At 67.9% G+C, this 20,203-nt stretch carries 15 protein-coding genes; 9 read left to right on the top strand and 6 right to left on the bottom strand.

Annotated features, from left to right (window positions below; all coding sequences use genetic code 11):
- The first annotated feature begins 161 nt into the window (after positions 1-161).
- Positions 162-1,430: a heme oxygenase-like domain-containing protein gene (locus AC07S4_RS04035; protein ID WP_494985367.1), complete on the top strand. Its 1,269-nt coding sequence runs from the start codon at positions 162-164 to the stop codon at positions 1,428-1,430.
- Here AC07S4_RS04035 and AC07S4_RS04030 read toward each other — a convergent pair.
- The 3 genes from AC07S4_RS04030 to AC07S4_RS04020 form a co-directional block, all read right to left on the bottom strand.
- The gene (locus tag AC07S4_RS04030) at positions 1,420-3,141 is read right to left on the bottom strand and encodes a sensor histidine kinase (RefSeq protein WP_494985366.1); all 1,722 of its coding nucleotides are present in this window, start codon (positions 3,139-3,141) and stop codon (positions 1,420-1,422) included. The genes AC07S4_RS04035 and AC07S4_RS04030 overlap by 11 nt on opposite strands.
- A 201-nt stretch (positions 3,142-3,342) precedes the next feature.
- Positions 3,343-4,386 (bottom strand): AraC family transcriptional regulator, encoded by a 1,044-nt coding sequence (locus AC07S4_RS04025; RefSeq protein WP_494985365.1) that lies wholly within the window; start codon positions 4,384-4,386, stop codon positions 3,343-3,345.
- The gene (locus AC07S4_RS04020; RefSeq protein ID WP_494985364.1) at positions 4,383-5,321 is read right to left on the bottom strand and encodes a GGDEF domain-containing protein; all 939 of its coding nucleotides are present in this window, start codon (positions 5,319-5,321) and stop codon (positions 4,383-4,385) included. Before AC07S4_RS04020 ends, AC07S4_RS04025 begins: the two co-directional genes overlap by 4 nt.
- A gap of 175 nt (positions 5,322-5,496) precedes the next feature.
- Here AC07S4_RS04020 and AC07S4_RS04015 point away from each other — a divergent pair, with 175 nt between their 5' ends.
- The 6 genes from AC07S4_RS04015 to AC07S4_RS03990 all read left to right on the top strand — a co-directional run bounded on the left by AC07S4_RS04015 (position 5,497) and on the right by AC07S4_RS03990 (position 13,990).
- Complete coding sequence (locus AC07S4_RS04015) at positions 5,497-8,034, top strand: TonB-dependent receptor (RefSeq protein ID WP_494985363.1); 2,538 nt, start codon at positions 5,497-5,499, stop codon at positions 8,032-8,034.
- The gene (locus tag AC07S4_RS04010; protein WP_494985362.1) at positions 8,034-9,959 is read left to right on the top strand and encodes a phytase; all 1,926 of its coding nucleotides are present in this window, start codon (positions 8,034-8,036) and stop codon (positions 9,957-9,959) included. Before AC07S4_RS04015 ends, AC07S4_RS04010 begins: the two co-directional genes overlap by 1 nt.
- A 194-nt stretch (positions 9,960-10,153) precedes the next feature.
- The gene (locus AC07S4_RS04005) at positions 10,154-11,836 is read left to right on the top strand and encodes an ABC-F family ATP-binding cassette domain-containing protein (RefSeq protein WP_494985610.1); all 1,683 of its coding nucleotides are present in this window, start codon (positions 10,154-10,156) and stop codon (positions 11,834-11,836) included.
- A 33-nt stretch (positions 11,837-11,869) separates the two neighbouring features.
- A complete protein-coding gene (locus AC07S4_RS04000) occupies positions 11,870-13,168 on the top strand; it encodes an NCS2 family permease (protein WP_494985361.1) in 1,299 nt (432 codons plus the stop codon).
- A gap of 46 nt (positions 13,169-13,214) precedes the next feature.
- Complete coding sequence (locus tag AC07S4_RS03995; RefSeq protein WP_494985360.1) at positions 13,215-13,427, top strand: hypothetical protein; 213 nt, start codon at positions 13,215-13,217, stop codon at positions 13,425-13,427.
- Between the two features lie 92 nt (positions 13,428-13,519).
- Positions 13,520-13,990: an Lrp/AsnC family transcriptional regulator gene (locus AC07S4_RS03990; protein WP_494985359.1), complete on the top strand. Its 471-nt coding sequence runs from the start codon at positions 13,520-13,522 to the stop codon at positions 13,988-13,990.
- A 17-nt stretch (positions 13,991-14,007) separates the two neighbouring features.
- Here the strand turns inward: AC07S4_RS03990 and AC07S4_RS03985 are convergent, their stop codons facing one another.
- Positions 14,008-14,937, bottom strand: a complete 930-nt coding sequence (locus AC07S4_RS03985) for a LysR family transcriptional regulator (RefSeq protein WP_494985358.1) — start codon at positions 14,935-14,937, stop codon at positions 14,008-14,010.
- 109 nt (positions 14,938-15,046) lie between these two features.
- Between AC07S4_RS03985 and AC07S4_RS03980 the strand changes: the two genes are divergently transcribed.
- Positions 15,047-15,817, top strand: a complete 771-nt coding sequence (locus tag AC07S4_RS03980) for an SDR family oxidoreductase (RefSeq protein WP_494985357.1) — start codon at positions 15,047-15,049, stop codon at positions 15,815-15,817.
- A 104-nt stretch (positions 15,818-15,921) separates the two neighbouring features.
- Positions 15,922-16,665, top strand: a complete 744-nt coding sequence (locus AC07S4_RS03975; protein WP_494985356.1) for a DUF481 domain-containing protein — start codon at positions 15,922-15,924, stop codon at positions 16,663-16,665.
- Here AC07S4_RS03975 and AC07S4_RS03970 read toward each other — a convergent pair.
- Together AC07S4_RS03970 and AC07S4_RS03965 are read right to left on the bottom strand one after the other, a co-directional pair.
- The gene (locus AC07S4_RS03970; protein WP_494985355.1) at positions 16,662-19,181 is read right to left on the bottom strand and encodes a cbb3-type cytochrome c oxidase subunit I; all 2,520 of its coding nucleotides are present in this window, start codon (positions 19,179-19,181) and stop codon (positions 16,662-16,664) included. The genes AC07S4_RS03975 and AC07S4_RS03970 overlap by 4 nt on opposite strands.
- Positions 19,178-20,152: a cytochrome c oxidase subunit II gene (locus tag AC07S4_RS03965; protein ID WP_494985354.1), complete on the bottom strand. Its 975-nt coding sequence runs from the start codon at positions 20,150-20,152 to the stop codon at positions 19,178-19,180. The genes AC07S4_RS03970 and AC07S4_RS03965 overlap by 4 nt, the downstream gene beginning before the upstream one ends.
- Positions 20,153-20,203: the final 51 nt, after the last annotated feature.

The raw sequence follows: 20,203 nt of genomic DNA, 5'->3' as shown, positions 1-20,203 counted from the left end.
ATTGCCCTCAGGAAGTGTACCACCGGCGCGCGGAAAATAGCTTCCTTACATGACTTTTTACCATTGTCAGTCTAGTCTTACAGAGTGGCGGGAATCTCACCGCTACGCACAGGCGCAACAATTTTGCATACTGGAAAAATTCTAGCCAGAGCGAGATCTTCATGCTGAACCAACTTGCCTCCTCCGATACACCGTCCCGCATCTATGCCGCGCTGTCGTCGGCGAACGAATCCCTGCCGGCGGGCGATGCCGCCGCTTTTTTACGCAGCCAGTTGAACGCGGCGGCCGCCCAGCCCCCGCTGTTGCCTTTGCGCTACGATGAGCTGGCGGCGTGGATCAGCCACCATGCGCAGGCGGCTGCGGACGCCTACCACCGCTACCAGGTGGCGCGCGAGTACGGCGCGCCGCGCCGCCACTTCGCCACCGTTGCGCAGGCGCGCCAATTCCTGCGCGAAGCCGCGCCCGCCCGGCTGGCCGACGGCGCCTCGCTGTACGGCGTGGTCGAGCGCTGGGACGACGTTGACTTCCAGCCCATGATCGCCAGCTATCTGGAGCAGCTGGGCCACGGCGTGCCGGACCGCAACCGCTATCTGCTGTACCGCGATTTGCTGGCCTCGGGCTCGGGCGCTGCGGACGCCGGCGCAGTCGGCGGCGCGGCGGCCCCGGACCGCTGGCGCGGCGGCGCGCTGGAACTGGCGCTGGCGCATAGCGGGGAAGATTTCCTGCCAGAATTAATTGGCTACAACCTGGGCCGGCAGCAGCCTTGCACGGATCTGTTGGTGGCGCGCCACGAATTGGCCGAACTGGGCCTGGACGCGGACGCTTTTGCCTCCGCCGGCGTGGCGGCGGGCAGCGGGCCGTCCGCCCTGCTCAGCCTGCGCGGCATCATGGCGCGCGTGGGCGACCCTGCGGCCTTCTACCGCCGAGTCGCCGACGGCTACCGCCTGCACGCGCTGGCCACCCGCCTGCCTCTGCCCGCCGCCGACGACGCCATGGCGCCGCTGCTTGCCGAGCCGGTCCTGCCGCCGGACGCGGTTGCCGACCGCCCCGTGCCGCCCTTGGCCACCTCACTTGCCACCTCACTGGCCAACTCACCCGCCACAGCACCGGCCGCGCAGCCGCCGCAGGCCGCACGCGCCGGTCAGGCCGAGCGAGCCGAGCAGACAGGCAGTTCCGAGCAGGCCCTGGCTGCGGAGCCGCTGCCGCGCGTGCGCACCGAACGGCCGGTGATCCGCCACCATTTCCCTGCCGACGAACACGCTTGGGAAGCGATAGGCTGCGAGCTGCGCCTGCTGGAAGCGCGCCTGGCCGCCTCGGACAGCAAGGAAGAAGCGATGGCCACGCTATCGCGCCTGCTGGCCCCGTCCTTGCAGCACAGCCCGGCCGGCCTGATGGCCGCGCGCATTTACACCCAGCTGTTTAATCTGTAGCCGGCGCGGCAGCAGGCTCGGGCCGGAGCGGCAGCCGTACCGTCACGCAGGCGCCACGCCCGCGACCCGGGCTGGTGATGCTGATGCTTCCGCCATGCATTTCCACCAGGCGGCGCACCAGTGTCAGCCCGATGCCCAGCCCTCCCTGCGCGCGCTGCAAGGTCTGCTCGCCCTGCACAAAGGCATTGAACACATGCGGCAGCAACTCAGGCGCTATGCCCAGCCCCTGGTCGCGCACCGTCAGCTGCGCCATGCCGTCCTGCTGCGCAACCTGAACTTCGATGGCCGTGCCGGCTGGACTGTACTTGAGCGCATTATCCAGAATATTGTCGATCACCTGGGCCAGCCGCGTCGCATCCGCATACACGGGCGCCGGCGCGGCACGCAGTTCCAGCGAGTGATTACTCAGACGGCCGCCGGTTTGCAGGGTTTCCAGGCAGCCGCGCGTGGCATCCGCCAGGTCCAGCTCGCGCCGGTTCAGCGTGAGCTTGCCCATCAGCGCCCGGTTCACTTCCAGCAGATCGTCCACCAGCGAGCGCAGATGCGCGGACTGCCTGCGCAGCACACCGCGCGCGGCGTCCGCCGCCTCCACCGGCATGCCCGGCTGGCTGCTGTGGTCCAGCACCGCCACCGCGCTGACGATGGCCGCCAGCGGATTGCGCAGCTCGTGGCCCAGCAGCGCCAGGAATTCGTCCTTGGCAGCGTTCTGCCGCTCGGCGTGCTCGCGCGCGGCCCGCTCGCGCACCAGCAGCTCGTTGCGCTCCAGCTCCACGCTGGCGCGGGTCTCCATCTCCGCCCGCAGCCGCATGTCCGCATCGCGGATGGCGTCGTTCAGCGCTTCCATTTCACCGATATTCGAATGCCGCAGGCCGGAGACCGGCTTGGCGCCGCCCAGCGCGCGCGCCGCCTTCGATGCGCTGGAAACAAAGCGCACCAGCCGGCGCCCGGTGTACACGCCCAGCAACAAGGCCATACCCAGCGCCAGCACGAAGCCGGCAATGGCCACCGACATGCCCTGCACCACGGCGGCATTGATTTCCGCCTCCGGGGCGGACACCATCACCGTCCAGTCCGACAGTGCCGAATGCACAAAGTAGGCAACCAGGCCGGCGCCCGAATCGGCCTCGTGGCGCAGCGTGCCGGCCGCCGCTGAATGCACGCGCGCCAGCTGGTCGGCAGGCATACGCGTGCCGGACGGCCCGTCCACCCCGCCGCCCTGGGCGATGACCACGCCGCTGCCGTCGATCACGCGCCCGATCCAGCTCGGCGGTATGGTGCGGCCCTTGAAGCTCTGCTCGAAATAGGCCGGCGTGAAAGCCTGCGCGATCACGCGCCGGTCGCCGGCAGCGGTGACCACCGGCAGTTCGACGGTGACGAAAGTGCGTTTCAGGTCCAGTCCCCATTTGACGCCGGACACCAGCCCGTTGCCGGTGTCGAGCTGCTGCGCCACCACGCCGGGGTCCGGCCGCACCGGCAAGGGGGCGCCGAATGGCAAGCGGGTGTTGACCAGCTGCTGGCCGCTGCGCTCGTACAGGATGATCCAGCCGCCGTGGCCGGCGTTGGCGGCGCTGGCTTCCTGGTGGAAGCGGCGCAGGTCGGCCGAGGCCAGCGAGTGCGAATTCGCCAGCACCCGCAGTACCGACTGGGCGCGCCGGATTTCGGCGTCGATCTCCAGCGCGGCGGAACGCGCGCTTTCTTCGATATGGCGCATGGCCGTGGCCCGCTGCGCCGTCAACAGCATTTCGAGGGCAATGCTGCAAAATATGGCAACCGGCAGCACAATTGAAATAGCCAGCAGCCAGTAGTGAGTCCGTAGTCGCATCGCCGCTTCGTAGTTCGGGTGGGTGCCTATTCTATAACAATGCGGCCGCACCGCAGAGATGATTCAGGTGCGATGATCAAGGTGCGATGATCAAGGTGCGGCGCCCAGCAGGGAGGCGCGCAGCAGGCCGGGGGTCTGGCCGGTCCAGCGCTTGAAGGAGCGGCGGAAGTTGGTGGCGTCGTGGAAACCGAGGTGGCGGGCCACGTCCTCGTTGTCGGCGCGCCGGGTCTGGAACAGGTAGAGCGCGACGTGGGTGCGCACCTGGTCCAGCTCGGCCTGGAAATGGGTGTTGTGGCGCGCCAGGTGGCGTTTCAGCGTGGCCGGGCTGACCGCGAAGTCCGCCGCCGTCTGCTCCAGCGTGGGCGCGGCGCGCACGCGGGCCAGCAGGTAGTCGTACAGCGCGGTCAGCAAGCTGGGGGGAACGGCCGGCGCCGGGCCTGCGGGTGCTGGTGCGGGTGCGGCGGCGCCCGCGCTGCCGGGCCACGGGCGGTCCAGCCATGCGCTGTCGATCAGCATGGCGTCCAGATGGCAATCGAATCGCAGGTCGGCGCCGAGGTGCACCTCATGCTGTTCGGTGTAGCGCGGCCGGGTGCGGTTGAAGCAGAAGCGCCACGGCAGCCGCTCGCCGCTCAGCCAGCGGCACATCGACGCCAGCGCGGTCATATGCATCTCGGCCAGGAAGGCAAGCTGGCTGGGCGCGCCGTAGCTGTCGGTCCAGTACAGCGCGGCCAGTTCGCCTTCCTGCCGGAAGCGCGGGCACAGCAGCGGCGACAGCGCGCGCTGGCTGCCTGCCAGCGTCTCCAGGGCTTCGCGCAGGCTGCCCGATGCCAGCAGCGCCGCGCTGGCCGCGCCGTACCGGCCCGGCAGCATGTGCTGGCCCAGCATGAAGGCGGTGTCCGCGCTGTCAAGCACGCGGGCGGCGTTTTGCAGCAATTGCAGATACTGCTGCGGCGCCAGATTCAGGCCTTCGGGCGGCAGCTCGGGGCCATCGAGCCCGGTGCCCCGCCACAAGGCGGGCAAGGCGGCGTCGCGGCTGGCCGCGTAGTCCAGGACCAGCCAGGGCTGGTGCTGCGCGGGGATGACCGCGTCGCCGGCGCCGTGGTATGCGACCGCCCCGGAGTCCGCCTCGGTCACGCCATTGCCGGCTTGCGCCGCGCATCGCCGTGGCTGCGCTCCGCCTCGCCGTCCTTGCCGCCTGCCTGCGCGGACGCCAGGTCGACCGCCTTGCCCAGCTCGGCCAGCAGCGCCTCGGGATTGCCTTCGGCCAGCGTGCAGGCATGCCGCAGCCCGACCCGGACACGTCCGCCCGGCGCGGAATGCCGCATGCGGCCCACCATGGCGCATACATGCTCGGCCAGCTCCTGCGCCTCGGCCTGCCCCATCCCCGGCAGCAGGATGGCGTAGCGGTCTCCCGCATAGCGGCACAGCAGGTCTTCGTTGCGCAGATTGAGCAGCAGCATATGGCCCACCGCCTGCAGCACCCGGTCGCCTTCGCGCTGGCCCAGTTCGCGGTTGATCTTGTGGAAGCCGTCTATATCCAGCAGCACCAGCGCGCAGGCCGCGCCGGGCGCACGCTCGTGTTCCAGCTTGATCTGGGCGCGCAGATAGTCCGCGCCGGCCAGCTGCGTCACCCGGTCGAAAGCGCGATGGTCGCGGAACAGGCGCTCGCGCTTCTGCAAATGTTCGTTCAGATTGAACTGCTCCTGGCGCCAGTAGTACATGCCGGCCGTCAGCGTCAGCATCCCCAGCGGCATCAGCGCCTCCAGCCAGTTGTCCCACAGCTGGTCCTTGGAGATGTGGAAGAACTCGTCCAGGCAGTCCGCCCATGAACCCAGCATGATGGCCGCCAGCCCCAGCGCCAGCAGGCGCGTGACCCGCCCTCCCGGCCGGCTGCTCAAGGTAATCAGCAGCCAGATACCCGCCATGGCCGCGGTGCCGCCTTCGCAGAATATATCCAGCCACTTCCAGTGCGACAGCGGCTTGGCCACGCCGAGGCTCGCGTACAGCATGGGGAACAGCAGCAGCCCAAGGGCCGACAGGATCAGATAGGGGCGGTGCAGTTTTAGCATGGCGGCAGCATAGCGGCGCCATGTGACCGGCGTGTGACCTGAGCGTTACAGCGCCTGCTTCGCCGGGGGAGGTGCAAACAGCTCACTCGCCGCAGCCCCTTTGTAACAGAAGCGACATATTCGCTTCCTACAATGCGCAGCGTTCTCTCAACTATTCAACCAACCATAAGAAACCATGAATATCCCTACCGCGCCAACGTTCCGCTTGTCCGCCCTCAGCATGGGCGTGCTGGCCATGCTGACTTCCCTGGGCGTGCACGCCCAGGTCGCCGAATCGACCTCCATGGCGGGCGTCGTGGTCGTCACCGGCCAGCAGGCCAGCATGCGCAAGTCCATCGCCGCGCAGGACAAGGCCGACAACATCATCAGCGTCGTCAGCAGCGACGACATCGGCGGCCTGCCGGACAAGAACGCCGCCGAGGCGCTGGCCCGCCTGCCGGGCGTGTCGGTGCAGCGCGACCAGGGCGAAGGCCGCTACATCACCGTGCGCGGCCTGGGCCCGGACCTGAACGCCGTCACCATCAACGGCGCGCTGGTGCCGTCGCCGGAATCGGGCCGCCGCGCCGTGGCGCTGGACATCCTGCCCGCAGGCCTGATCCGCTCGCTGGAAGTGAGCAAGACGCTGACGCCGGACATGGACGCCAACTCCCTGGGCGCCACCGTGGAAGTGAAATCGCTGTCCGCCTTCGACCTGCCGGGCAAGGTGCTGTCCGTCACGGCAGCGGCGAGCCGCGACCAGAACACCGAACAGACCAGCCCCAGCGCCGGCCTCCTGTGGGCGCAGCGCTTCATGGACGGCCACCTGGGCGTGGCCGTCGGCCTGAGCGCCGAGAAGCGCAAGTTCGGCTCGGACAACGTGGAAACCGGCGGCGCCTGGGACGGCGACAAGCTGACCGGCTTTGAGTTCCGCGACTACCTGCCGGTGCGCGAACGCCGCGCCGCCGCCATCAATCTGGACTACCGCCCCGCCGCCGGCAGCAACTGGTTCATGCGCAACCTGCTGAGCCGCTTCAGCGACGACGAAGTGCGCGACCGCCTCACCATCAGCAGCATTACCGGCGGCAGCATCGCCGACGGCGCCACGGCCAGCGCGCGCGGCGAGCGCCGCCTGCGCCAGCGCAAATACACGCAGGAGATCCGTTCCACGGTGCTGGGCACGGAGCAGAAGTTCGGCGACTGGCAGCTGAACGTCGAAGGCGGCGCCAGCCGCGCCAACGAGGACACCCCGGAATCCATCAACGACGCGCGCTTCCGCGGCAACGCCAACTTCGCGGGCGTGGGCTTTACCGACGGCGGCAAGCCGCAGCTGGTGGCGCCGGCGGGCATCTACGACGCCGCCAACTACAGCCTGAACGCGATCACGCTGCAGCAGCGCTACTCGGAAGATAAGGAGCGCCACGCCCGCATCGACCTGTCCCACACCTTCGCGGTGGGCGAGATGCGCTCCACGCTGAAGGGCGGCGTCAAGACCAGCCGCCGCGAAAAGACCAACGACACCAACCAGTGGGCCTACAACAGCAGCAAGGCCACCAGCGGCAACTACTGGGGCGCGGGCCCGGTGTCCATGACGGCCTTTGTGGGTGCGAATGAGCTGGACTATAAACTGGGCCGCATCGGCACAGCCATCGCCCCCGCCGCCGTGCGCGCCCGCATCGCAGGCCTGGACCGCAACGCCGCCCGCCTGGCGTCCGAATCGGCCATCAACGACTACAGCATGAGCGAGGATATCGACTCGGCCTATGCGCAGAATACCCTGTCCTGGGACGCATGGCGCGTACTGGCCGGCGTGCGCGCCGAGCGCACCAGCTTCGACGCGGCGGGTTCACAGATCAACGGCGCGGCCATCACGCCGCTGACGCGCGAGCGCTCCTACACCAACTGGCTGCCGTCGCTGCAGGCGCGCTACGACGCCGATGAACACACCAGCATCCGCGCCGCCGTCACCAAGGCCGTGGTACGCGCCAATTTCAGCCAGCTGGCGCCGGGCGTGACCCTGGCCAGCGCCGCCGAAGCAACCATAGGCAACCCGGACCTGGCGCCGCTGCAGTCGCGCAACCTGGACCTGGGCGTGGAACGCATCCTCGGCACCGACGGCACCATTTCCGCCTATGCCTTCCACAAGGACATCAAGAACTTCACCTACACCACCAACCTGGCGGGCACCGGCAAATGGGTGGGCTACACCACCGCCACGTCTTACGCCAATGGCGACAAGGCCAGCGTGAAAGGCCTGGAATTGGCATGGAACCAGCCGCTGCGCATGCTGCCCGCACCATTCAACAACCTGCTGGCGGGCGTGAACGCCACGCTGAGCGACTCCAAGGCCAATGTGGCGCGCTTCGACACCAAGGCGGGCAAGGTCCTGTCGCGGAGCATCTCCATGCCGGGCCAGTCGGACCGCGTGATGAACGTGATGCTGGGCTACGAACAAGGCCCGGTCAGCACCCGCCTGGCGCTGAACTACAAGTCCGAGTACCTGCTTGAAATGGGCGGCGACATCCTGAGCGCGGCGCAGGACCGCATCGTCGACAGCCAGAAGCAGCTCGATTTCTCGTTTGCCTACCAGATCAGCAAACAGCTGCAACTGCAGTTCGAGGCGTCCAATCTGAACAACGAAAAGTACTACGTCTACCAGGGCGTGAAGAACCATAACGCGCAGTACGAACAATATGGCCGCACCTACAAAATCTCCCTGAAAGCCAACCTGTTCTGATGATGAAGACTTACCCAACTATTATTGCAGCGTCGATTGCGGCGCTGGCCGCGATCTCCGCCGTGCAGCCTGCGTCCGCATCCGGCGCGCAGGCCACCGGCGTGGCGGCCGCCATGAACAGCGTGGCCGGCGCCGCCGAACTTGCTGCCCTGCCGGACGGCGGATGGCTGGCGCTCGACAAGAACGCCCTGCGCCTGCTCGACGCCAGCGGCAAGGAGCGCGCCCGCTACGCCGTGCGCGGCAAGCAGCTTGACACGCGCAGCCAGCCCGGCGGCGTGCTCGCCACGCTGCTGGACTCGAACGCCGAGCGCGCCGTCGCCATCGACGCCGACCTGGTAGCGGGCACGCTGCGCCCCCAAGCACCCTTCCCGGCGCCCTCCTTCGCCGCCGAAGCGGCCTGCCTGTACCGCGACGCCCAGGACATCAGCTACCAGTTCCTGATCGCCAAGGACGGCCAGGGCGAACAGTGGCTGCTGGACGGCGCCGAGCGCAAGCTGGTGCGCAAGCTCGCCTTGCCGACGCACGTGCGGCACTGCCGCGTGGACGACGCCACCGGCACGCTGTTCGTCAGCGAATCCGGCATGGGCCTGTGGGCCTACCGCGCGGACGCGGAAGGCGCGGGCGAGCGCCATGTGCTGGCCCTGCGCCAGCCCTACGGCAAACTGGCCGGCGGCCCGGGTGCGCTGGCGCTGCTGCCGGGCGGCCTCGCCATGCTGGACGCCAAGGGCAAGCAGCTCTACCTGTTCAGCCAGCGCAACGGCGCATGGGAAGCGCAGACGCCGCGCGCCGTGAAAGGCGCAGCCAACAGCCGCGCGCTGGCCAGCCGCACATTAGCCGGCCGCGCTTCCGGCGCCGGCGCCGCCGAGCTGCTGCTGAACAGCGAGGACGCAAAGCAGTGGCGCGCCGTGCCCGCCGGTCTGCCAGCGCAGGCAGGCGCCGTCCGCTCCGCGGCTGCAGCTGCACCGGCCATCGTTATCCCGCGCGCCCAGACCGAACCCATGGCCCGCCTTGGCGACGCTGCGGACGATCCGGCCATCTGGGTCCATCCCGCCAACCCGGCGGCATCGCGCGTGCTCGGCACCAACAAGAAGCAAGGCTTGCTGGTCTACGATATGCAGGGCAAACAGACGCAATTGCTGGAGTCGGGCCGCCTGAACAACGTGGACCTTCGCCAGAACGTGCTGCTGGACGGCGCCCGCCACGATCTCGCCCTGGCCACCCAGCGCGACGACAACACCATGGTGCTGTTCACGATAGACGGCAGCGGCACCGTGGCCGAAGCGGTGCGCTTCCCCACCGGCCTGGAGAAAATCTACGGCATCTGCGTCTACCAGCCGGCGGGAGGCGGCCTGGAGGCTTTCGTCAACGACAAGGACGGCACCTTCCAGCATTACCGGATAGGCCGCAAGGACGGCGCCTTCACCAGCACCCTGCTGCGCAGCTTCAAGGTCGCTTCCCAGCCGGAAGGCTGCGTCGCGGACGACCGCAGCGGCAAGCTGTTCGTGGGCGAGGAAAAACGCGGCGTGTGGACGCTGCCCGCAGCGGCGGACCAGGGTTCGGCCATGAGCATGATACTGCCGGTGGGCGGCGTGCTGACCGCCGACGTCGAAGGCATGTCGCTGTATCACGGCGCGCAGGCCAGCTACCTGGTGGTGTCCAGCCAGGGCAGCAACAGCTACGTGGTGCTGGACGCGGCCGCGCCGCACAAGGTGCGCGGCAGCTTCCGCATCGGCGTGAACGTTGCGGTGGGCATAGACGGCGCGTCCGAAACCGACGGCCTGGACGTCAGCTCGGCCAATCTCGGCGGGCCATACACCGAAGGCATGCTGGTGGTACAGGACGGCTACAAGCGCCTGCCGGACGGCCCGCAGAACTTCAAGTACGTAGCCTGGTCCGACATTGCCACTGCGCTGAAGCTGCGTTAAAATGCCGGCGCTGCCCAATTTTCGGGCAGCGCCTTTTCAGGAGTAAGCGCCGATGCGCAAGTAAGCCCCCTCAGCAAGAGATCGCAGGTCCGCAACGCGGCATGCGAGTGACGATGCGTCCGCACCATGCGGCTGCATGACCCGTCTGGAGCTTACTTATGGCAAATCGTATCCACGCCACCGTTGCGGTGGCAATGGCGCAATCCAATGCGCCCGCGTCTTCGGGCGCTTTCTCCATCTCCCTGCGTGATGTATCTTTCGGCCTGCCCGACGGGCGGCTGGTTTTCGACCGCCTGAACGCCAGCTTCCACGCCGAACGCACCGGACTTGTAGGCGCCAACGGCACGGGAAAAAGCCTGCTCGCGCGCATGCTGTCCGGCCAACTGGCGCCCGGCAGCGGCTCGGTGCTGCGCGCAGGCAGCCTGGCATACGTGCCGCAGGAGGTGCGCCCGGCCGCGACCGACACCGTGGCCGCAGTCGCCGGCCTGGCGCCGCTGTTCGACGCGCTCGCGCGCATGGATGCGGGCGAAGTCCGCGCAGAAGACCTGGACCTGCTGGAAGGCCGCTGGTCCATCGCCTCCGAGTTCGCGCAAGCATTGGCCGATTGCGGCATGCCCGCGCTGCGCCCCGGCGACAGCGCCGCAAACCTGAGCGGCGGCGAGTTGATGCGCATAGCGCTGGCGGGCGCCTTCCTGTCCCATGCGGACGGACTGGTGCTGGACGAGCCAACCAACCACCTGGACCGGGCAGGCCGCGCTTGGCTGCATGCGCGCCTGCTGGCCTGGCGCGGCGGCGCCGTCATCGTGAGCCATGACCGCGAACTGCTGGAGGCCATGGAGCGCATCGTGGAGCTGGACGCCTCAGGCCTGCGCAGCTACGGCGGCAACTACAGCCACTATGAGGCGCAGCGCGATGCAGCCCGCAATGCCGTGGACGGCGCACTGGAACACGCCCGAAACGAGCGCGAAACTGCCCAGCGCGCATTGCGCAAGCAGCACGACACGCAGCAGGCCCGCGCCGCACGCAACGCCAGGGCGGGCAAAGAGGCCAATATCGCCCCCATCCTGCGCGGCAAACTGAAACGCCAGGCCGAAGCGACAGCAGGGCGCGACACGCAGCGCCGCGCGCAGACCATCGCTGCGCACGACGAGGCGGTGCGGGAAGCGGCGTCCCGCGTGACAGCGCCGGCGCCGGTGGCCCTGCTGCTGCCAGCGAGCGCGGTCCCGCCAGGCAAGCGCGTGCTCGAGTTCGACGCGGTAGTTCTCCCGTACCCCTTGCCGCCGTACCCGCTGCCGCCCCGCCCGCGCTCCGCCGGTGCGGCGCATGGAGCGCTGGACTTCACGCTGGCCGGCCCTGTGCGGCTGGCCGTCACTGGCCCCAACGGCTGCGGCAAGACCACGCTGCTGAAGGTCATGGCGGGCCTGCTGCCGCCGCTGTCCGGGGCTTGCCGCGTGGGCGTGCCCCACGCCTGGCTGGATCAGCACGCCGCCGCGCTGCTGCCTGCGCACATGACGGTCCTGGAGCGTCTGCGCGAGCTCGATAGCCCGCTGCCGGAAGGCGAATTGCGCAGCCGCCTGGCGCTGCTCGGCCTCCACGCCGCGCAAGTCCACACGCCATCGGCCCGGCTGAGCGGCGGCGAACGCCTGAAAGCGGCCTTGGCCTGCGCCCTGTGGCGCAAGCAGCCCGCCCAGCTCCTGCTGCTGGACGAACCCACCAACCACCTCGACCTGGCCTCGGTGCAGGCGCTTGAGCACGCGCTGCAAGCCTACACCGGCGCGCTGGCCGTGGTCTCGCACGACGCCCGTTTCCTGGACGCCCTGCAAGTTACCCATACCCTGAATTACCAAAACGCCATTTGGTCGCTGGCCGGGAAATGATATGCTTCTTCCAACACAATCACGGGAGCCGCAATGTCCATCGCTGAAAAGCTGTTCAAACTGAAGGAAGCCGGCTCGGACGTGCGGACGGAGACGGTGGCGGGCATCACCACCTTCCTCACCATGGCGTACATCATCTTCGTCAACCCCGCCATCCTTGGCGACGCGGGCGTGCCGAAGGAAGCCGTGTTTGTCGCCACCTGCCTGGCCGCCGCGCTGGGCACCGCCGTCATGGCGCTGTACGCCAACTACCCCATCGGCATGGCTCCCGGCATGGGCCTGAACGCCTACTTCGCCTATGCCGTGGTGCTCGGCATGGGCATTCCCTGGCAGTCCGCGCTGGGCGCGGTGTTCATTTCAGGCTGCCTGTTCGTGATCGTCAGCCTGCTCGGACTGCGCGGCATGATAGTCAACGGCATCCCGCACGCGCTGCGCACCGCCATCACCGTCGGCCTGGGCCTGTTCCTGGCGCTGATCGCGCTCAAGAGCGCGGGCATCGTCACCGCCAATCCGGCCACCATGGTCACCGCCGGCGACCTACACAAGCCGCCCGCGCTGATGGCCATTTTCGGCTTCATGCTGATCGTCGCGCTGGACAAGCTGAAAGTGCGCGGCGCCATCCTGATCGGCATCGTCGCGGTCACCTTGCTCAGCTTCGTCTTTGGCGGCAACCAGTTCAAAGGCGTCTTCTCCGCGCCGCCGTCGCTCGACCCGACCTTGCTGAAACTGGACATCAAGGGCGCGCTGTCGGTCGGCATCGTCAACGTGGTGCTGGTGTTCTTCCTGGTTGAACTGTTCGACGCCACCGGCACGCTGATGGGCGTGGCCAACCGCGCCGGCCTGCTGGTGCCGGGCAAAATGGAGCGCATGAACAAGGCCCTGCTGGCCGACAGCGCCGCCATCGTGGCCGGGTCGCTGCTGGGCACTTCCAGCACCACCGCCTACGTGGAAAGCGCGGCGGGCGTGCAGGCCGGCGGACGCACCGGGCTGACCGCGCTGGTGGTGGCCGCGCTGTTCCTGGCCTGCTTGTTCATTGCGCCGCTGGCGGGCGCCGTGCCGGCCTACGCCACCGCGCCCGCGCTACTGTTCGTGGCCTGCCTGATGCTGCGCGACCTGGCGGACATAGACTGGTCCGACACCACGGAAAGCGTTCCGGCCGGGATCACCGCCATGCTGATTCCGTTCACGTACTCGATTGCGCACGGCATTGCCTTCGGCTTCATCACCTACGCGGTGCTCAAGCTGCTGACCGGCCGCGCGCGCGAGGTGAAACCCATTGTGTGGGTCATCGCCGCCGTGTTCACGTTCAAGTACGCCTACCTTCCGGGCTGATCCCGTCTCCTTGATGGCCAGGATGCCGACGACGTTGTGCAGCCGCATGCGGCACAACGTCAGAAGATCCTCCTCCGGCGCGGCCAGCCGCATCCAGACCTCCATCCCTTGCGCACACTGGCTGATGCGCATGTCCCGCAAGCTAATGCCGGCCCGGCGCAAAATCGCGAGCGCGTTCTCGAGCGTGGACAGGGCTGCTTCCGCTTCTATGGTGAAGCGCAGGTTTTTCTGGGCGGTGGCGGTGGATGTGTTCATGTAAGAACTATACGGCCGCAGGGCAAAAATAGGCTTCCTGAAATTACCCTGTTTTCGTTAGAATGAAGAACATTCTTCTTCATTCTAGGCTGCAGCGTGAATAATTCACCAGACATCGACGAAACCGACCGCCGCATCCTGCGCGCGCTGCGCCGCGACGGCCGCCTGAGCAACACCAAACTGGCGGAACAGGTGGGCCTGTCCACCACGCCGTGCTGGAACCGCGTGCGGGCGCTGGAGGAAAGCGGCGTGATCGAAAGCTATACGGCGGTGCTGAACCAGCAGGCGCTCGGCCTGCCGGACACCGTCATTATCGAAGTCACGCTGGACCGGCATGACGACGACATCTTCGAGAAGTTCGGCCAGGCGCTGGCGGAACTGCCGGAAGTGATCGAGGCCTACCTGCTCACCGGCGAGTACGATTATCTGATCAAGGTGGCGGTGGCGGGCACGGCGGGCTACGAGGAGTTCCTGCGCCGCAAACTGTACAAACTGCCCGGCCTGCGCCACAGCCGCTCCACCTTCGTGCTGCGCTGCCTCAAGCGCGCGCATTCGGTCGAACCTTAGGCGCTGCGGCAACCTAGTTAGTAATTTCGGCTGTCCAGCAGGGCCACCATCTCCGGCCGGCGGAAATGCTCGACCACGTGGTCGACAAAGACCCGCGTCTTCGCGGGCAGCAGCTTCTTGCTGGGGTAGTAGACCGACACCGGCCCCGCGTCCCCGCGCCAGCCGGGCAAAAGCCGTATCAGCGCCCCGCTCTTCAGCCAGCGCGCCGCGTGCGGCATGGGCAGCAGCGCCACGCCCAGGCCGCGCATGGCGGCGTGCGCCATCGCTTCCGGGTCGTCGAAGATAATGCGGGGCCGGCCGCCGGCCAACGCTTCATCGCCGTTGTCGTGCCTTAGCGTCCACACCTTGGCGCGCCCCGTGCCCGCCGAACGGCGCACGATGCTGTCGAACTGCGCCAGCTCGGACGGGTGCTCCGGCATGCGCCGCTGCGCCATATAGGCCGGCGACGCGGCGGCCACCACGTGCGCCCGCGCCAACTCCCGGGCGACTACGCCCTGCGTCAGCTCTATGCCGCCGCCGATGGCGGCGTCGAAGCCGCCGCCGATCAAATCCACCGCCCGGTTGTCGAAGTGCCAGTCCGGCAGCACGGCAGGATAGCGCTCCAGGAAGCCGTCCAGCATGGGCAGCACGTATTCCCGGCCAAAGGCCAGCGCCATGCCCACTTTCAGCACACCCGAGGGCTGGCCCTCGTCCGCCGCAGCATTGACGATGGCGTCCTGCACGGTGGCGAAGGCGCCGCCTATCTGGTGCAGGAAACGCTCGCCGCCGCTGGTGAGGGTCAGGCTGCGGGTGCTGCGCTGGAACAGGCGCAGGCCCAGGCTGGCCTCCAGCCGCGCCACGTTCTTGCTCACGGCGGCGGGCGTCAGTCCCAGGCGGCGCGCGGCAGCTGAAAAACTGCCGGTTTCTGCAGCCTGGATGAAAGATTCAAGGTAGTTGAGCGGTTCCATTAGACCATTTTATACCATTGGTTGAAACTGATACGGCAGATTACCACCTAGCGCGAGCCTAATGCGTGGGACATACTGGGTTCATCAACCAACCCCAAGGAGATTCAAAATGACCACCGCTACCAACACCATCACCACCGCTACCACCTTCGCCAACAAAGTCGCCTTCGTCACCGGCGGCGCACGCGGCATCGGCGCAGCTGTCGTCCGCCGCCTGGCTGAAGGCGGCGCCGCCGTCGCCTTCACCTACCAGTCCTCGTCCGCCGTGGCGGACGCGCTGGCTGCCAGCATCACCGCCGCCGGCGGCCGCGCCCTGGCCCTGAAAGCCGACGCAGCCGACTCGGACGCGGTGATCGCCGCCATCAAGCAGGCCGCCGCGCAATTCGGCAAGATCGACATCCTGGTGAACAACGCGGGAGTGCTGCGCATGGGCGACGTGGCCGAGTTCTCGCTGAAGGACTTCGACGACACCGTGGCCGTCAACATCCGCGCCGTGTTCGTGGCGGTGCAATCGGTGCTGCCGTACATGGACAAGGGTGGCCGCATCATCAACATCGGCAGCACCAACGCCGTGCGCATGCCGTTCGCCGGCGGCGCCGCCTACGCCATGAGCAAGTCCGCCCTGACCGGCCTGGCGCAAGGCCTGTCGCGTGACCTGGCTCCGCGCGGCATCACCATCAACAACGTGCAGCCTGGCCCGGTGGACACCGATATGAACCCGGAAAACGGCGACTTCGGCGCAGCCCTGCATGCCCTGATGGCGGTCAAGCGCCACGGCCGTCCGGAAGAAATCGCCGGCATGGTGGCCTACCTGGCCAGCCCTGAAGCGGCCTTCGTCACCGGCTCCAGCCTGACCATCGACGGCGGCTTCGCAGCTTAAGCAGTATCGTAACGGAATGTCACATGTGCGGCTGAGCCAGTATCAATCGGGTACAATGCTGGCTCACCGTATTCAGACCGGCCCGCCGGCACGGCACTTCGCACATGAAACTGATATCCCTGATCGCGCTGACGCTGGCCGTCGCGCACGGCGGCGCAGCCGCCCAAGACATTCCCGAACGCACCTGGTCCACCTCCGCAGAACTCGGCGCCATCACCACCACCGGCAACACCGTCGGCACCTCCGTCACCGGCAAGATCGATGCGCGCCAGGAGCTGGAAAACTGGAGCAACGAGTACATCCTGAGCGGCTATTTCAAAGAAGACGAAACCCACACCGACAACGGCAGCAAGCTGCGCGAGCGCTCGGCCGAGCGTTTCGCGCTGTCCGCCAAGGCTGCGTACAAGCTGCTGGACGACAACAAGAAGCTGTTCGTGCTCGGCTCCCATGTGGACGACAAGTTCGGCGCCTACACCACTTACAGCTCGCTGTCGGTCGGTCACAGCTCGCGCTGGTACAAATCGCGCGACAAGACGCTGGACGTGGAACTTGGTCCGGGCTATTTCACCGGCACGCGCGCCACCGGCGAGTCCGAAAACGGCATGACCGTGCGCGGCGCCGCGTCGATGCGCTGGCAGCTCAGCCCTTCGGCCTTGTTCACGCAAACGGTGAGCATGGAACGCGGCACGTCCAACCTGCACTCGCAGGCGGAAACGGCGCTCAGCACCAAGATCAACGGCACCATGCAGATGAAGGCCGCCTTCAGCGCGCGCAGCGACACCAATGTGCCCGATGAAAAAAAGAACACCGATACGCAAACCTCGCTGACGCTGGTGTATTCGTTCTAAGTTGATACTATTCGCGGCAGCCACGCCGCCAGCACGCCCTGCGCCGCCGTGTAGTACCAGATCAGCGCCACGTTGTTCAGCGTGGCCCGGCTGGCTGGGGTGAGATGACGGCGCCAGGAGCGCGCGCACAGATACGGCGCCGCCAGCGCCAGCAGCAGCACGTGCAGCCCCTGATACGCGGCCAGCACCGCCACCGACGCACTCCAGCCATCCCGCCGGGGCGACAGCCCTGCCTCCACTTGGCCCGCGATATCGCAACCCAAAGCGGCCAGCGTGCAAGCCAGCGCCGCCATCACCAGCAGCCGCAAGCCGCGCTGCGATACGCCGTCCAGCATCCGCGCCGGGCGGCACGCCAGCGCGACCAGGCCTGCCGCCGCCAGCCACAATGCACTCGACAGCCATGCCCACGGCGTACCGGCCAGGCTGGCGCCCGGCGGCGGGCACACCGCGAGCAGCATCGCCAGGTGGATGTGGGCAAATGCGAACGAGGCGAAGATACTGCCGTCCACCACCAGCATGATGACGCAAGCCCACCATGAATGCCCCTTGCCGCCGCGCTCGCCCACCGGCAGCAGCAGATTGTCGGCCACCCTGGCGCTGGCCATCGGTGGGATGCGGTCGGTCTGCCACAGCCACGCCATCACCGCGCCCACCGCCAGCAGGCCGCACAGCCATGCCGCCACGGTCCATTTCACGGTCAGCAGCAGGAAGTAGCCTGCGGTGCCGGCGGCCGCCGCCAGCGGCCACCAGCTGTCGCCCGCCAGCACCAGCAGGTAGCGCGGGCTGGCGTCCTTCCAGCCGGTGAAGATGGTTTCGCGCCGCCCTGTGGCGCTGCCGGGCAGGAAATGCGCGCCCTGCTCCACCTGCTGCGCCAGCCCCTCTTGTTCCCACAGCGGCTCGGTGGACGCCACCAGCGGAATGCTGCGCGGACCGTACTCCTTGTCCGGCAGCCATTCCATGGTCGGCGCGTTCCAGGGGTTGCCCTTGTCCTTCCTCGGGCGGCACAGCGTGCGCACCACGTCCACCGTGAACAGCAGCACGCCCGCCGCGAACACGAAGGAGCCGATGGTGGACACCATGTTCAGGCTATTCCAGCCCAGGTCCGCCGCGTAGGTGTAGACGCGGCGCGGCATGCCTTGCAGGCCGGTGATGTGCATGGTGAAGAAGCCGAGATTGAAGCCGCCGAACATCAGCCAGAACGACCAGCGCGTCCAGCGTTCGGACATGGTGTGCCCGTTCAGCAGCGGCAGCCAGTAGCAGATGCCGGCGAAGACCGGGAACAGCATGCCGCCCACCAGCACGTAATGCAGGTGGGCGACGACGAAGTAGCTGTCATGCGCCTGCCAGTCGAAGGGCAGCACCGCCACCATCACGCCGGTCAAGCCGCCGAGCGCAAAGATAGCGAGGAAACCCAGCATGAACAAAGCGGGACCGTTCAGTCCCCCGCTGCGCCGCACGCTGCCGCGCCACATGGTGGCGATCCAGGCGAACACCTGCACCGAGGCGGGTATCGCCACCACCATGCTGGCCGCCGAAACCAGGCTGGCGGACAGCAAGGTGAGCCCGCCGGTGAACATATGGTGCGCCCACAGCGCGAAGCTGACGATGCCGGTGGCGGCCATGGACCAGATCACCGCGCGCCGCCCCACCAGCGGCGTGCCGGCAATGGCGGGCAGCATGGTGGACACCAGCCCGGCGGCGGGCAGGAAAATGATATACACCTCGGGATGGCCGAAGAACCAGAACAGGTGCTGCCACAAGGCCGGGTCGCCTCCGCGTTCCGGTATGAAGAAAGGCCAGTCCCAGGCGCGCTCCAGCTCCAGTAGCGCGGTGCCGGCGATCACCGCCGGGAAGGCAAACACGATCATCAGGCCGACGATCAGCATGGCCCAGGCGAACACCGGCATGCGCGCCAGCGTCATGCCGGGCGCGCGGGTGAACAGGATGCCGGTCACCAGTTCGATGGCGCCTGCGATGGCGGAGATCTCGATGAAGCCTATGCCCAGCAGCCAGAAGTCCGCGCCCAGGGCCGGCGACCAGGCCTTGCCGGTCAGCGGCGGATACATGAACCAGCCACCGTCCGGCGCCAGGCCGGCGAACAGCGTGCAGAAGAAGGCCAGGCCGCCGATGGCGTAGGCCCAGTAGGCGTAAGCCGACAGGCGTGGGAATGGCAAATCGCGCGCGCCCAGCATATTGGGCAGCAGATAGACAGCGAAGGCCTCCACCACCGGGATGGCGAACAGGAACATCATCACCGTGCCGTGCATGGTGAATACCTGGTTGTAAGTGGCCGCGTCCAGCAGGGTGTTGTCCGGCACGGCCAGCTGCAGCCGCATCAGCAGGCCAAGTACGCCCGCCAGCAGGAAAAACAGCAATGCAGTGGCGAGGTACAGGCGGCCGATGTTGGTGTTGTTGACGGTACTGAAATGGCGCCATCCGGCGGGCGTGCGCCACACGCGCTCCAGTTGCTCCAGTTCGCCGCGCGGGCGCGGGAGGCTGCTAGGCAGGCGGCTCATTTCAGTTGCTCCAGGTAGGCGGCCAGCGCTTGCAGCTTTGCCGGGTCCATGCCCGCAGCCGCAGGCATGCGGACGCCGGGCTTGTGGACATGCGGATCGCTGATCCAGGCGGCCAGCGCGCCGGGTTCGTTGCGCAGCGTGCCCGCTGCCAGGTACATGCGGCTGGCGACGTGCGTCAGGTCCGGACCGGCGCCGGGCAGCTTTGCGCGCGCTGGAGCTGGCTCTGACTCCGGCCCGGGCCCCGGTCCCAGCCGGCCTGCGGCAGTGCGGACGGCGTGGCAGGCGGCGCAATGCTGCTCGAACGCGCTGCGTCCCAGCGCCAGGCGTGCGCGGGCTTCGCCGCTGGCCGCGCTCCCGCCGGCATCGGCATTCCCGGCCGAAGCGCGCGCGGAGAGGAACGGTTGGGGCCTGGCCTCGTTTGCCAGCCAGGCATTGAAGGCGGCGGGCGGCTCGACGACGACGTGCAGCGCCATCCTGGCGTGCTGGAGGCCGCAGTACTCGGCGCACTGGCCGCGATAGACGCCAGGCCTGGACGGCCGCAGCGCAAGTCCGGTCATCCGGCCCGGCACCATGTCCATCTTGCCCGCCAGCGCGGGCACCCAGAAGCTGTGGATCACGTCCGTGCTGGTGAGGGCAAGGTACACCGGGCGGCCGGCGGGCAGGTGCAGCTCGTTGGCCAGCACGATGTCCGCGCCCCCGGCGGGGTCGGCGTAGCGGACTTCCCACCACCACATTTTGGCCGTCACCGACACCACCAGCGCGCCCTGCGAGGTCTGCATGGCCAGTTGCGTGCTGCGCCGGACGTTGTAGGCCATCAGTGCCGACAGCACGGCGATGGGCAGCAGCAGGCCGCCGCCCACTATCCACAGGCCGGGCCGCAGCGCCCCGGTCCGCCGCCGCAGGCTGAGCCCCATCAGCAGCATCACACCGCCGAAGATCAGCGCGGCGCCCGCAACGAGCACCCATGCCATCTGCGCGATGATGGCGGCATCGGCGCTGGCGGGGGCGAAGACGGCGTCCAT

Source organism: Pseudoduganella sp. GW821-FHT05F09 (assembly GCF_059419605.1).
The sequence above is the reverse complement of the archived record's forward strand: the minus strand, read 5'-3'. Positions and strand labels throughout refer to the sequence as shown.